The organism is Streptomyces yangpuensis (genome assembly GCF_024666385.1).
Classification (GTDB): domain Bacteria; phylum Actinomycetota; class Actinomycetes; order Streptomycetales; family Streptomycetaceae; genus Streptomyces; species Streptomyces yangpuensis.
Genome location: NZ_CP102514.1, coordinates 6,600,946 through 6,614,388 on the forward strand (window position 1 = coordinate 6,600,946; position 13,443 = coordinate 6,614,388).

Annotated in this window: 13 protein-coding genes; 7 read left to right on the top strand and 6 right to left on the bottom strand. The window is 72.8% G+C overall.

The window, feature by feature from the left end; genetic code table 11:
* Window positions 1-107: 107 nt before the first annotated feature.
* The 3 genes from NRK68_RS29930 to NRK68_RS29940 form a co-directional block, all read right to left on the bottom strand.
* Window positions 108-758, bottom strand: coding sequence for a hypothetical protein (locus NRK68_RS29930; protein WP_183064147.1), 651 nt, complete (start codon window positions 756-758; stop codon window positions 108-110).
* Between the two features lie 182 nt (window positions 759-940).
* The gene (locus tag NRK68_RS29935) at window positions 941-1,711 is read right to left on the bottom strand and encodes a bestrophin-like domain (RefSeq protein ID WP_257857285.1); all 771 of its coding nucleotides are present in this window, start codon (window positions 1,709-1,711) and stop codon (window positions 941-943) included.
* Window positions 1,712-1,742: 31 nt separating this feature from the next.
* The gene (locus NRK68_RS29940) at window positions 1,743-1,892 is read right to left on the bottom strand and encodes a hypothetical protein (RefSeq protein ID WP_183064291.1); all 150 of its coding nucleotides are present in this window, start codon (window positions 1,890-1,892) and stop codon (window positions 1,743-1,745) included.
* 871 nt (window positions 1,893-2,763) lie between these two features.
* On the opposite strand from NRK68_RS29940, the gene NRK68_RS29945 reads away from it, so the two are divergent.
* Together NRK68_RS29945 and NRK68_RS29950 are read left to right on the top strand one after the other, a co-directional pair.
* Window positions 2,764-3,603 carry an SAM-dependent methyltransferase gene (locus tag NRK68_RS29945; RefSeq protein WP_183064150.1) on the top strand — a complete coding sequence of 280 codons (840 nt, stop codon included), beginning with the start codon at window positions 2,764-2,766 and terminating at the stop codon, window positions 3,601-3,603.
* A gap of 98 nt (window positions 3,604-3,701) precedes the next feature.
* The gene (locus NRK68_RS29950; protein WP_183064284.1) at window positions 3,702-5,843 is read left to right on the top strand and encodes a putative bifunctional diguanylate cyclase/phosphodiesterase; all 2,142 of its coding nucleotides are present in this window, start codon (window positions 3,702-3,704) and stop codon (window positions 5,841-5,843) included.
* 72 nt (window positions 5,844-5,915) lie between these two features.
* Here the strand turns inward: NRK68_RS29950 and NRK68_RS29955 are convergent, their stop codons facing one another.
* The gene (locus NRK68_RS29955; RefSeq protein WP_257857286.1) at window positions 5,916-6,995 is read right to left on the bottom strand and encodes an FAD-dependent monooxygenase; all 1,080 of its coding nucleotides are present in this window, start codon (window positions 6,993-6,995) and stop codon (window positions 5,916-5,918) included.
* Between the two features lie 105 nt (window positions 6,996-7,100).
* Between NRK68_RS29955 and NRK68_RS29960 the strand changes: the two genes are divergently transcribed.
* Window positions 7,101-7,742: a TetR/AcrR family transcriptional regulator gene (locus NRK68_RS29960; protein ID WP_257857287.1), complete on the top strand. Its 642-nt coding sequence runs from the start codon at window positions 7,101-7,103 to the stop codon at window positions 7,740-7,742.
* Window positions 7,743-7,847: 105 nt separating this feature from the next.
* Here the strand turns inward: NRK68_RS29960 and NRK68_RS29965 are convergent, their stop codons facing one another.
* A complete protein-coding gene (locus NRK68_RS29965) occupies window positions 7,848-8,726 on the bottom strand; it encodes a LysR family transcriptional regulator (protein ID WP_183064153.1) in 879 nt (292 codons plus the stop codon).
* A gap of 72 nt (window positions 8,727-8,798) precedes the next feature.
* Here NRK68_RS29965 and NRK68_RS29970 point away from each other — a divergent pair, with 72 nt between their 5' ends.
* The 4 genes from NRK68_RS29970 (at window position 8,799) to NRK68_RS29985 (ending at window position 13,036) form a co-directional block, all read left to right on the top strand.
* A complete protein-coding gene (locus tag NRK68_RS29970) occupies window positions 8,799-9,524 on the top strand; it encodes a succinate dehydrogenase (RefSeq protein ID WP_257857288.1) in 726 nt (241 codons plus the stop codon).
* 2 nt (window positions 9,525-9,526) lie between these two features.
* The gene (locus tag NRK68_RS29975; protein WP_257857289.1) at window positions 9,527-11,476 is read left to right on the top strand and encodes a fumarate reductase/succinate dehydrogenase flavoprotein subunit; all 1,950 of its coding nucleotides are present in this window, start codon (window positions 9,527-9,529) and stop codon (window positions 11,474-11,476) included.
* Window positions 11,473-12,219 carry a succinate dehydrogenase/fumarate reductase iron-sulfur subunit gene (locus tag NRK68_RS29980; protein ID WP_030966252.1) on the top strand — a complete coding sequence of 249 codons (747 nt, stop codon included), beginning with the start codon at window positions 11,473-11,475 and terminating at the stop codon, window positions 12,217-12,219. The genes NRK68_RS29975 and NRK68_RS29980 overlap by 4 nt, the downstream gene beginning before the upstream one ends.
* 166 nt (window positions 12,220-12,385) lie before the next feature.
* On the top strand, window positions 12,386-13,036 hold the full coding sequence (locus NRK68_RS29985) for a hypothetical protein (protein WP_257857290.1): 651 nt from the start codon (window positions 12,386-12,388) through the stop codon (window positions 13,034-13,036).
* Window positions 13,037-13,039: 3 nt separating this feature from the next.
* Here the strand turns inward: NRK68_RS29985 and NRK68_RS29990 are convergent, their stop codons facing one another.
* Window positions 13,040-13,435, bottom strand: coding sequence for a hypothetical protein (locus NRK68_RS29990; protein ID WP_257857291.1), 396 nt, complete (start codon window positions 13,433-13,435; stop codon window positions 13,040-13,042).
* Window positions 13,436-13,443: the final 8 nt, after the last annotated feature.

Consider the following 13,443-nt stretch of genomic DNA (forward strand, 5'->3'; position numbering starts at 1 on the left):
CTCCCCGAGGACCCGGGGCGACCGGCGGTGGAGGGGACACGGGGGACTCGCGGCGGATTCGCGGGGCTTCGCGGGCTTCGCGGGGGCCTCGCGGACCTCGCGGGGATTCAATGACCGCGGCCGGAGCCCCTGCGGCGCAGGGCGTACACCGTGCCGCCCGCGGCGGCGAGGAAGAGGCCGGCGCCGGCGCCGAGTTCCACCGGGTCCATCCCGGCCACGCTGCCGCCGAGGCCACCGCGGACACCGCGGGCGGAGGTGGTGGTGACGGGGGCCACGGCGGGGTTCGTCACCTGGCCCGTGGCGGGGGCCGTCCTCGTGGAACTCGTCGTGGGCCTGGTGGTGCCGCCGGCGATCGTCAGATCCGCCGAGCCGGTCTCCCCGTTGCACGTGAAGGAGACGGAGTACACGGCACCGGGCCGGGCGTCCCGGTCGACGGTGGCGCGTACGCTCTGGCCGCGCGCGATGCTCACGGTGTCGAACACACCGGAGGAGGCCGTGGAGTAGGCGGCGTTGCAGCCGCTGACCGCGAGCACCACCTGGCCGCCGGGAGCGACGGTCGAGGGGGTGAGGGTGAAACCGAACGAAGTGACCCGCCGGGCCTGTCCGTCCGCGGGCTTCTCGGCCCGGGGCACGGCCCGGGCGTCGGCCCGTGCCTCGGCCGCGGACGCGGCGGGCGCGCCGAGGGCTGCGAGCGCGAGTACGGCGGACGTGGCGCCGGCACTCAGCAGGGCGGTGACGCAGGGACGTATCGCACCCATGTTGATTCTCCGGATCCCCGAGGAGCAGCCGCGGAACGGTTTCCGCACGTGGGGGGTCGTGCGCCTCGATGTCCGCCACGCTAGGCGCGGGCGCCGGGCCCCGCGATCAGGAACGGGCGAATGGGGCATGGCTGTAGGCCGAACCGGGGACGGGAGGCCCGTCCCCGGTTTGCCGGGCGGCGTCAGCCGCCGAGATCCAGGTGGGAGAACTGCGTCAGGAACGGTTCGGCGGTGGCCGAGATGCCCCGACCGAACGGCGCGTCGAAGTTCCAGATCAGGAACAGCAGGAAGGCGATCAGCGCGCTGAACAGCCCGGCCAGCAGCAACTCCCGGAACGAGCGCCGGATCTGCAGGGTGAAGATCAGCCCCACCGTGATCAGCGCTCCGGCGATCAGCCCGAACCAGACCACACCCGGCATGGTGGCCCCGGCGCTCGCGCCGCGTGCGCTGCGGGCGTCGTCGGCCATCGCCACCTGGTCGACGAGCGGCTGGTAGGCCTGGCCCTCGTGGTCGGTCCGCGGCTCGTAGTCGGTGACGTCCCGGCGGATGCGTTCCAGCAGCTCCCCGCCGCGGTCCGTGAGTTCGCCGTCGTCCGCCATGGCCTGCCACTCCGTGTCCACCACGAAGGTCACGTACGCGTCGACGTCGGCCCGGATCCTCGTGCGGACCTCGGCCGGGTAGACCTGCGAGCGGACGCTGATCTCGTGCAGGGCCTGTGCTTCCTGGCGTACGTATTCCTGGGCGGCTCCGCGCCCCTCCCAGACGCCCGCGATCGCCAGGCCCAGCACGATCGCGTAGATCACCCCGATCATCATCGTCATGTACTCGATGACGTCCGGGGTCTCGTTCGGATCGTCGTCCTCGCCGATCCTGCGGTGATTGAAGAAGGCGATGGACAGCACCACGGCACAGGCCGCGGCCATCGCGAGGGACAGGACGAGCCATTCCGACAAGATGACTCCAGATCGTTTGACTTCGGGCGGTTTACCGCGGGCGCAGCGCGACGATCGCGAGCACCGCGGGAGCCGCGGTCAGCAGGGTGAAGGTGACCGGCGAGATGTGGTGCTCGGCCGGTTTACGGGTCGCCGCGGTGTACGCCGGGCGGGCCACCGGTTTCGGCGGGGGCGCGGCCACCGTGGGGGGCGGCGGCGAAGGCGGTGCGGGTGGCTGCGCGGCCCGGGGCGGGGCGGGCTTCGGCTTCGGCGGGACCGGTGCGGGCAGGACGGGCTTCGGTACGGGTCGGGGCGCGGCCCCGGGCGGTGCGGGCACGGGCTTCGGGGGCGGAGGCGGTGGGGTCGGCACCGGGCTCGGCGTGGGCTTCGGAGGAGGCGGCGGAGTGGGTTTCGGCTCGGGCGGCGGGGTGGGCTTCGGGGGCGGCTTCGGCGGACACGGCGGGGGTGGCGGCGGTGGGCAGTGGGGGCGGCCGTGGTGCCCCCCGCCGCGGCCGTCACCACGGTGTCTTCCGTGGTCGGAGCGGTGGTCGTCACCGTGATGTCCACCACCCCGGCCGCGTCCGCGGCCGTCGCCGGAGGCCGCCGCGACCACGGCGGCGACGTTCACGCCGTCACCGGAGTCGGTCGTCGCGTAGGCGCTGCTATCAGCCACGGCCGGCGTGACGGACAGCGCCGCCCACAGCAGGACCGGGACCGCCAGCAGGCGCCTGGCACAGGCTCTGTTCACCCGGGGAGCATGGAGCCGTGCGCCCCCGCGCACGCGAGGCTCGGCCCTGGTTCGCCTGAACGGGTGGAGTGCCCACCGGATGGGTTTGAGCCAGCCGCGGAGCGGTTGCGGTGCAGTCCGATCACCCACCGGTCAATTCTCAAAAGGGATTTGTCGGTACCGGTCTTTTGCTCCGTCGGGCCGCCGGGCGCCTTTGGTGTGTGACGAAGAACGGATCGCCAATTTCCGCTTTTGCTCGCCCTGTTGGTCAATGATCAGTACATTCGGCTCGGACAGGAGTCCGACCCCGCGCGGACCGCCGCCGGAACAACGCTTGGAGATCCCGATGGAGCGCCCCGCCTGGGCCCCGCCAGGCATCGACATATCGGTGCCGAGCGTGTCCCGCATCTACGATTACTACCTCGGCGGGTCCCACAATTTCGAGGTCGACCGCCAGGCGGCCCGACGCGCCATGGAATTCATGCCGGGCCTGCCCAAGATCATGCAGGCCAACCGGGCGTTCATGCGCCGCGCCGTCCGGCACGCCGTCGCCGAGGGCGTCACGCAGTTCCTCGACATCGGCTCCGGCATCCCCACCTTCGGCAACGTCCACGAGATCGCCCGAGCCGCCAGCCCCGCCGCCCGCGTCGTCTACGTCGACCACGACCCGGTGGCCGTGGCGCACAGCCATGCCGTCCTCGTGGACGACGAGCACACCGGCGTCGTCGCCGCGGACCTCCGCAAGCCCAAGGAGATCCTGGCCGCCCCCGAGGTCGCACAGCTCCTCGACCTCGACCGCCCGGTCGCCCTGCTGCTCGTCGCCGTCCTGCACTTCCTCGAGGACACGGACCGCCCGTACGACGCCGTGGCCGAACTGCGCGACGCGCTGGCCCCCGGCAGCCTGCTGATCCTCACGCACGCCTCGTACGACGGCATCCCGCTCACGCAGGAGGTGGCGGGCGGCGCCGTCGGCGTCTACCGGGACATCCGCAACCCCCTGGTCATGCGGACCGGGGACCAGATCAGCGGCTTCTTCGAAGGGTTCGAGATGGTGGAGCCCGGGCTGGTCTCCATGCCCGACTGGCGCCCGGACCGCGCCGAGGGCGGGGAGGACGGCGAGGACGGCGAGGCGCCGGAGGATCCCTACGCGTTCTCGGGCTACGCAGGTGTGGGACGCAAGGCGTGAGACTTCCGGCACAGACGGCGGGCGCGCCGAACACCGTCGCGGCGCCCGCAGCCGCGCCCGCACCGCACGCGCAACCCGCGGCGGGGCCCGACGGCGGCATCGAGGACCGGATCGCCCGCTTCGCGACGATCTGGGGCCGGGCGATCTTCCCGGTCACCGCGACCTCGCTGACCCGGCCGGAGTTCGAACGGCACCTGGTGCCGCTCACCCGGACGCTCACCGAGGCGCTGCACGCCCGGCCCTTCGACGCCGCCGTCGCCCAGCGGGTGGGGGCGGAGCTGGTCGCCGTGCACTGCACCGACCCCGAGGCCCTCGCCGGCACCCTCGGCGTGATCGAGTCCTACCTGGTCCTCTACTGCGGACCGGACGGACTCGAGGGCTCCGGCGTGGAGGCCACCGCCGAATACCACGCGCGCTGCGCCCGGCTCCAGCACGCGATCGCCGCCGGGTACGCCCGGGCCCTGCGCGAGCGAACCCTCAGCGAGCAGGAGGCCATCGCGCGCTCCGCGCTGACCGCCCGCACCGACGCCCAGCAGGCCCTGCACGCCAGCGAGGAACGCTTCCGGGCGGTCTTCGAGGGCGCGGCCGTCGGCATCGGCATCGCCGACCTCGACGGGAACGTCCTGGAGGTCAACGACACGCTGCTGCAGATGTTCGGCGGCCTGGAGGGGCACGTCCGCAGCCGCAACGTCAGCGAGTGGGGCCACCCCGACGACACCCCGCACGTGTGGCGGATGTACGGCGAGCTGGTGCGCGGCGAGCGCGAGAGCTACCGCGTGGAGAAGCCGTACTACCGCCATGACGGGACCGTGCTCTGGACCAACCTCACGGTGTCGCTGCTGCGCGACGCCGAGGGCAAGCCGCAGTACCAGCTGGCGCTGATGGAGGACACCACCGAACGCCGGCTGCTGAACCTGCGCCTGCGCTACGAGGCCACCCACGACGCCCTCACCGGACTGCCCAACCGGACGCTGTTCTTCGAGCGCCTGGAGAAGGCCCTGAGCGGGTCCGGGGGCGACCGCTACGGCCTGTGCTACCTGGACCTCGACGGCTTCAAGGCGGTCAACGACAGCCTCGGGCACTCGGCGGGGGACCGGCTCCTGGTGGAGGTCGCCGACCGGCTGCAGAGCTGCGCGACCGGCCCCGGCGAGGTCGTCGCCCGGCTCGGCGGCGACGAGTTCGTCGCACTGACCACCGGCCCCGACACCGAGCAGCAGGTCACCGACCTCGCGGTCCGCATCCTGACCGCCCTGTCGACGCCTATCCGGCTGGAGGGCCGGGAGCTGTCGGTCCGGGGCAGCATCGGCATCGTCGAGGGCCGGGCCAAGGAGCGCACCCCGGCCGAGGTCCTGCGCAGCGCCGACATCACGATGTACCGGGCCAAGGCGGCGGGCGGCAACCGCTTCGAGTTCGCCGACGCCGAGGCCGACGCCCGCGCGATCACCCGGCACGGCCTGACCAACGCCCTGCCGGCGGCGCTGGAGCGCGGCGAGTTCTTCATCGAGTACCAGCCGCTGGTCCACATGCGCGACGGCACCGTGCACGGTGCCGAGGCACTGGTGCGCTGGTCCCACCCGCAGTACGGGGTGCTCGGCCCCGACCGCTTCATCCCGCTCGCCGAACGGACCGGGCTGATCGTGCCCCTCGGCCGGTGGGTCCTCGAGGAGGCCGTCCGCCAGGCCCGCGCCTGGCAGCGCGAGCACGGAGGCGCGGCCCTGCGGATCAACGTCAACCTCTCGCCGACCCAGCTGCATCACCCGGGCCTGGTCGCCGACACCGTGGCGGTGCTGGAGAAGTCCGGCCTCGCCCCGGGCGCGCTGTGCCTGGAGGTCACCGAATCGGCCCTGATAGGCGCGGACGACGAACTGCTGGAGCCGCTGCGCCGCCTGGCCGAACTCGGCGTGGACATCGCTCTCGACGATTTCGGCACCGGCTACTCCAACCTGGCCAATCTGCGGCGCCTGCCGGTCAGCGTCCTCAAGCTCGACCGCTCCTTCACCCGGGGGATGCAGCAGCAGCCCGCGGACCCGGTCGACGTGAAGATCGTGGAGGGGATCGTCGCGCTGGCCCACAGCCTCGAACTCGCCGTCACCGTCGAGGGAGTGGAGACCGGGGCACAGGCCGCCCAGCTGCGCGCGCTCGGCTGCGACACCGCCCAGGGCTGGTACTACGCCCGCCCCGGGGCCCCGGACCGCATCCACGCCCTGTCCCTCTCGGACGCGGTGCCCACCCCTTCCTGACGGCCGCCCGGGCCCGTGGCGGCCCGGGCCGCCACGGCCCGGTGGCGCCCGCCTCCGGCGCGCGGTGCCGGGTCAGTCCAGTCCGGCCTCCGTCCCGCGGCCGGGGGTCCGGACCGCCTCCACGACCCGCTCGTACCGCTCGGCGGTGTCGGCCAGGACCCCCGCGGCCACCGACAGCCGCTCCGCCTCGTAGGCGGTCAGGGCCGCGTCCGCCTCCGGCCCGGCGAGGGCGGCGGACAGTGCCCGGCCGAGCGCCGCCGCGTCCGCTATGCCGGTGTTCATGCCCAGCCCGCCGGCTATCGGGTGCACATGCGCGGCGTCCCCCGCGAGCAGGACCCGGCCCTCCCGGATCCGGGTGGCCATGCGGACATTGACCCGCCAGGAGGAGAGCCAGGTGGGGTCCTCCAGCCGGATGTCCGGCATGCCGGCGCACCGGTCGAAGATCCGCTGGAAGCTCTCCAGGGAGGGCGGCAGCGGGTCGCCGTGCTCGTCCTGCTCGGGTGAGGCCTGGAGCTGGAAGGTGTCCGTCCCCGGCATCGGGCAGAGGAGCATTCCGCAGCCCTCCGAGGTGAACCACTGGTGCCAGACGTCCCGGCCGAGCCCCGGCGCCCTGACGTCACCGATGACCATCGCCGGCTCCGTCTCGCCTTTCCCCTCGAAGGGGATGCCCAGCAGCTTGCGGGTGGTGCTGCGGCCGCCGTCGCAGCCGGCGAGATAGCGGGCCGCGATCACGCTGCCGTCCGCCAGCTCGGCGCGCACCCCGGATCCGTCCTGGGTGACGCCGACGAGCTCCGCCCCGTACTCGACGTGCACGCCCAGTCCGGCGAGCCGGTCGCGCAGCGCTTCCTCGATCTGCCACTGCCCGATCAGCAGGCCGGCGTCCGCCGGGGTGGGGGTGTCGTTGATGTGCTCGCCGTCGAAGTACTTGCGCAGGACGATTCCCGCGGTGCCGACGGCGATCAGCGGTTCGGCGGTGCCGAGCTCCTGGAGGATCGCGAGGCTGCCGGCCCGGAGCCCCTTGCCGCGGGACTCGCGGTGCGGTGCGGTGCGCCGCTCGATGACGCGGACGGCGAAGCCGCGCAGGGCGAGGTCACAGGCGAGCGTCAGGCCGGTGGGGCCGGAGCCGGCGATCAGTACATCGGTGTCGTGCATCGGAAGTCCTCTCCTCATCGGTCTCTCCAGGAAAGCGGCTCATGACAGAAAAAGCAACCCGGTTAAAAAAATTACTCGGTCTCTCATTCGTGCTACGCTGTGTGCATGGAGAACACGACGGGTCTGCGCGAGAGCAAGAAGCTCCGTACGCGCCGCCAGCTGGCGGCCACGGCGCTGGAACTTTTCCTGGAACGGGGCTTCGACGCCGTGTCGGTGGCGGATGTCGCCGCGGCTGCCGAGGTGTCCAAGCCCACCCTCTTCCGGTACTTCCCGACCAAGGAGGACCTGCTCCTCGACCGGTTCGCCGACCATCAGGACGAGGTGGCGCGCGTCGTCCGCGAGCGGCCCGCCGGCCGGACGCCGGTAGGGGCCGTGCACGCGCATTTCCTGACGGCTCTCGCCGAGCGGGATCCGATCACCGGGCTCTGCGATCACCCGGAGGTTCTCGCCTTCCAGCGGCTGCTCTACACCACCGCCAGCCTGGAGTCGCGCCTCTCCCACTACACCGACCGCGAGGTCGAGCTGCTCGCCGCAGGTCTGGAGGCGGAATCGGTGGCGCCGCTCGCCGCCCGGCTGGCGGCCGTTCACCTGGTGGCGGTCCGCCACGAGCTGGGGCGGGGGAACTGGCTGCGGCTCGATGCGGGACAGAGCGCCGACGAGGCCCACCCGGCCGCCGTGGCCGACGCCGACCTGGCCTTCGGCATGCTCGCCGACGGCCTCGACCGGACCCTGCCCACCCCCGCCTGAGGCTCCAGCGCACCTGCGCCTGCGGGCCCGGTCCGTGGCGCACCCGGCCCGACGTTCCACCCGCCCCCGCCTGCGGGCCCCGGGGTGTGGCGCCCCGGGGCCCGGTCATGCCGTCAGCATCCGCTGCAGCTCGCGCGCCGCGCGCGGGGGAGCCACATCGGTGCGGTGGGCCAGCGCGATCGTCCTGCGCAGCGGCGAGCCGGCCAGCGGGGTCGTCCGCAGCCCCGGGCCCGCACCGGCCACCACCATCGCCGGGACCACCGCGACGCCCAGCCCCGCCCGAGCGAAGCCGAGCACCGCGTCCATCTCGCCGCCCTCCACGGTGAAGGCCGGCTCGAAGCCCTCCGCCCGACAGGCGGCCACGGTCAGCTCCCGCAGGTCGTAGCCGTGCCGGAACATCACCATCGGCTCGTCGCGCAGCCCCGCGATGGTCAGCTCCCGGCCCCCGCCGGGCGCCGGAAGCCTGGTCGAGGACACCACCACCAGGTCCTCGGTCAGCAGCTCCACCGTCGTGAGCGCCGGCGCCGAGGGCGGCAGCGGCAGGGCGATCAGCGCCAGGTCCAGCGCCCCGCGCGCCAGTTCCCGTACCAGGTCGAGCGAACCGCTCTCCTCGATCAGCAGCTCGATTCCCGGGTGCGCCGTGTGGAAGGCGCGCAGCACGCCCGGCAGCAGGCCGGTGCACACGCTCGGGGTCGCCCCCAGCCGGATCCGCCCGCGCCGCAGCTGCGCCAGTTCCTGCACCTCCAGCCGTGCCGTGTCCGCGTCCGCCAGGATCCGCCGGGCCAGCGGCAGCAGCGCCTCACCCGCGTCCGTCAGCGTGATGTTGCCGCGGGCGCGGCTGAAGAGCTCGGCGCCGAGTTCCCGCTCCAGCGCTTTGATCTGCTGGGAGAGCGATGGCTGGGCCACGTGCACCCGCTCCGCGGCCCGGGTGAAGTGCCGGGTCTCGGCGACGGCGACGAAGTAGAGGAGCTGCTGGAACTGCATAGGCCATGTCTATCAAGATGACCGGCATCATGTCTTGGACCTTTCGGGTCCTCCGTCCCTACCGTCGATGCCATGGCTCTGGCAACGCGCACCCGGACGAGTGCCCCCTCGCACGGCCCCCACGGCTCCCGCAGCCCCTCGTTCTGGGGCTCCACCATCGGAAAGAAGACCGTCATGGCGGTCTCCGGGCTGATCATGCTCGGATACCTCGTCGTGCACATGCTCGGCAACCTCAAGATCTTCTTCGGGGCGGACGAGTTCAACGGCTACGCCCACTGGCTGCGCACCCTCGGCTCGCCCTTCCTCCACTACGAGTGGGCCCTCTGGCTCGTCCGCGCGGTCCTCCTCGCCGCCGTCGTCGCCCACGCCGTCTCCGCCTACCAGCTCAGCCGGCTCGACATCAGGGCCCGCCCGGTCAAGTACGTCCACAAGCGCCGCCGTGCGAGCTACGCCACCCGCACCATGCGCTGGGGCGGCATCATCCTCGGCCTGTTCATCGTCTGGCACCTGCTCGACCTCACCACGCTCACCGTCAACGAGCGTGCCTGGGCCGGCCACCCGTACGAGAACGTCCTCGCCACCTTCTCCACCTGGTACGGGAACACCGTCTACCTCGTGGCGATGGCCGCACTCGGCCTGCACGTCCGGCACGGCTTCTGGAGCGCCGCCCAGACCCTCGGCGTGGGCAGCGCCCGTCGCGAGCGGACGCTGAAGGCCTTCGCGAACGGCCTGGCCCTCGTCCTCTTCGCGGGCTTCGTGTCCGTCCCCGTCGCCGTCATGACCGGAATGGTGAACTGACCGTGAGCAGCTACGCGCACCACACCACCGGCGAGCCCATCGCCGACACCAAGGCCCCGGAGGGCCCCGTCGCGGACCGCTGGGACCGGCGCCGCTTCGAGGCGAAGCTCGTCAATCCGGCCAACCGCCGCAAGCACACCGTCATCGTCGTCGGTACCGGCCTGGCGGGCGGATCGGCCGGCGCGACCCTCGCCGAGCAGGGCTACCACGTCGTCCAGTTCTGCTTCTCCGACTCCCCGCGCCGGGCCCACTCCATCGCCGCGCAGGGCGGCATCAACGCCGCCAAGAACTACCGCAACGACGGCGACTCGGTGCACCGCCTCTTCTACGACACCGTCAAGGGCGGCGACTTCCGCGCCCGCGAGTCCAACGTGCACCGCCTCGCCCAGATCTCCGTCGAGATCATCGACCAGTGCGTGGCCCAGGGCGTCCCCTTCGCCCGCGAGTACGGCGGCCTCCTCGACACCCGTTCCTTCGGCGGCGTCCAGGTCTCCCGCACCTTCTACGCCCGCGGCCAGACCGGACAGCAGCTCCTCCTCGGCGCCTACCAGGCCCTCTCCCGGCAGATCGCCGCGGGCAACGTCGAGATGCACGCCCGCACCGAGATGCTCGACCTGATCGTGGTCGACGGCGTCGCCCGCGGCATCGTCGCCCGCGACCTGATCACCGGCGAGCTCTCCACCCACTACGCCGACGCCGTCGTCCTGGCGAGCGGCGGCTACGGCAACGTCTTCTACCTCTCCACCAACGCCATGAACTCCAACGCGACCGCCGTCTGGCGGGCGCACCGGCGCGGCGCCTACTTCGCCAACCCCTGCTTCACCCAGATCCACCCCACCTGCATCCCGCGCACCGGCGAGCACCAGTCCAAGCTCACCCTGATGAGCGAGTCCCTGCGCAACGACGGCCGCATCTGGGTCCCCAGGGCCAAGGGCGACACCCGCCCCGCCGCCGACATCCCCGAGGCGGAGCGCGACTACTACCTGGAGCGGATCTACCCCTCCTTCGGCAACCTCGTGCCCCGCGACATCGCCTCCCGCGCCGCCAAGAACGTCTGCGACGAGGGCCGCGGCGTCGGCCCCGGCGGGCAGGGCGTCTACCTCGACTTCGCCGACGCCATCCGCCGCATGGGCCGTGACAAGGTCGCCGAGAAGTACGGCAACCTCTTCGAGATGTACGAGCGGATCACCGCGGAGAACCCGTACGAGGTCCCCATGCGGATCTACCCCGCCGTGCACTACACGATGGGCGGGCTGTGGGTCGACTACGACCTCCAGACCACCGTGCCCGGCCTGTTCGCGATCGGCGAGGCCAACTTCTCCGACCACGGTGCCAACCGCCTCGGCGCCTCCGCCCTCATGCAGGGCCTCGCCGACGGCTACTTCGTGCTCCCCTCCACCATCAACGACTACCTGGCCCGCCACCCGCACCGCGACACCGTCGACGACACCCACCCCGAGGCGGAGGCCGTGGTACGCGAGACCCGCGAGCGGCTGGAGAGGCTGCTCGCCGTCGACGGCGACCGCACCCCCGACTCCTTCCACCGCGAGATCGGCGAACTCATGTGGGAGTACTGCGGGATGGCCCGCAGCGAGCAGGGCCTGCGCAAGGCGCTGGACCGCATCCCGCAGATCCGCGACGAGTTCTGGCGCCGCATCAAGGTCCCCGGCACCGGCGACGAGTTCAACCAGTCGCTGGAGAAGGCCAACCGCATCGTCGACTACCTCGAACTCGCCGAACTGATGTGTCTCGACGCGCTCCACCGCGCCGAGTCCTGCGGCGGTCACTTCCGCGAGGAGTCCCAGACCCCGGACGGCGAGGCCGCCCGCCAGGACGAGGCCTTCGCCTACGCCGCGGCCTGGGAGTTCACCGCCACCGGCACCGCCCCCGTCCTGCACAAGGAAGACCTCGTCTTCGAGTACGTCCACCCCACCCAGCGGAGCTACGCATGAAGCTCACCCTGCGCGTCTGGCGCCAGCGCGGCGCCGACGCCCCCGGCCACATGGCCTCGTACGAGGTCGACGGGATCTCCGAGGACATGTCCTTCCTGGAGATGCTCGACACCCTCAACGAGGACCTCATCCTGCGCGGCGAGGACCCGGTCGCCTTCGACCACGACTGCCGCGAGGGCATCTGCGGCGCCTGCAGCCTCGTCATCAACGGCGACGCCCACGGCCCCGAGCGCACCACCACCTGCCAGCTCCACATGCGGACCTTCGACGACGGCGACACCATCGACGTCGAGCCCTGGCGGGCCGCGGCCTTCCCCGTCGTCAAGGACCTGGTCGTCGACCGGGGCGCCTTCGACCGGATCATCCAGGCCGGCGGCTACATCACCGCACCCACCGGTTCGGCCCCCGAGGCGCACGCCACCGCCGTACCCAAGGCCGACGCCGACTTCGCCTTCGAGCACGCCGAGTGCATCGGCTGCGGCGCCTGCGTGGCCGCCTGCCCCAACGGCTCGGCGATGCTCTTCACCTCCGCCAAGGTCAACCACCTCAATGTCCTCCCGCAGGGCTCGCCCGAGCGTGAGACCCGCGTGCTCGACATGGTGGCCCGCATGGACGAGGAGGGCTTCGGCGGCTGCACCCTGACCGGCGAATGCGCCACGGCCTGCCCGAAGGGCATCCCGCTGCCGTCGATCGCCGCGATGAACAAGGAATGGCTGCGGGCGGTCCGCAAGGGCCCCCGCTGACCCGCCTGCCGCACAGCCTTTGCGGCACAGCCCGTGGCACAGCCGGCGGCACAGCCCGGCGCAGGGGCCCCGCCGTCCCGGGGGCTCCTGCGCCGATCGGCTGACCGGCCCCGCCGCCGCCGTGCCGCGCCCCGGCGGCGCCCGGGCCATGGGAGACAGTGGCCCCATGCCAGCACTCCCCACCGGGACCGGACCACGCCGCCGAGCCGTACTGGCCGCCGCCCTCGCGCCCCTGGCCGCGGCGGGCTGCTCCGGCGGGGAAGAGCCCCGACCGCCGGCGCCCGGGCAGCAGCCCGCCGCCGAGGACGCCCTGATCATGGTGATCCGGCACGCGGAGAAGCCGTACGCCGGGGACACCGGCTGGGACGAGGACGGCGAGGACGACCCCGGCTCGCTCGCCGGGCGTGGCTGGCGCCGGGCCGAGGAACTCCCGCGGCTCTTCCCGCCGGCGAAACGGTCCTCCCTGCCCCGCCCCGCCGCCGTGTTCGCCGCCGGCGGCAGGGCCCCCGCCCCCGCCCGGTGCCGCCAGACCGTGAAAGCCCTGGCCACCGCCCTGCGCACGCCGGTCCGCGCCGAGTTCGCCGTCGGCGCCGAACCGGCCCTCGCACACGCCCTGCTCGCCGGGCCCATGCCCGTACTCGTCTGCTGGGAGCACACCGGGATCCCCCGCCTCGTGCGCGCCCTCGGCGCCGACCGGGTCCTCGGCCTCCCCGCGGCCTGGCCGGACCGCTACGACCTGGTCTGGCAGTTCACACGCCGCGGCGGGCAGTGGAGCTTCCGCGAACTGCCCCAGCAGCTCCTGTCCGGCGACGCCTGAGCCTCACGGGTACCGGTACAGCTCGTTCCCGGCGGCATCCAGGAGCAGGACCAGATCGCCGTACGGCCAGACCACGAGCATGTCCGCGAGGTACTGCAGCTCGAACGGCTCATCGGGCACGCTCGTCCCCGTCCAGGGCCGGTCCGTGTCCGTCCGGCCCACGGTCACCACCGTGACCTCCGCGCCAGGCTCCAGCCATTCGCTCCAGCAGTGCGGTTCGACGAAAAGCTCCAGTCGGCGCAGGCCGTCGTTCCTGATCGGCAGCCGGGCAACCGGCGCCGCCGGGTCCCAGGGCGCCGGCGGACGGGCTCCCGCGTCCGCCACCGGCACGGCGCCCGGCGCAGCGTCAGCCGCCGCGCCCCCGTCCGCTTCCGGGGTCCCCAGTCGTCTCCAGAACACGCACGCAC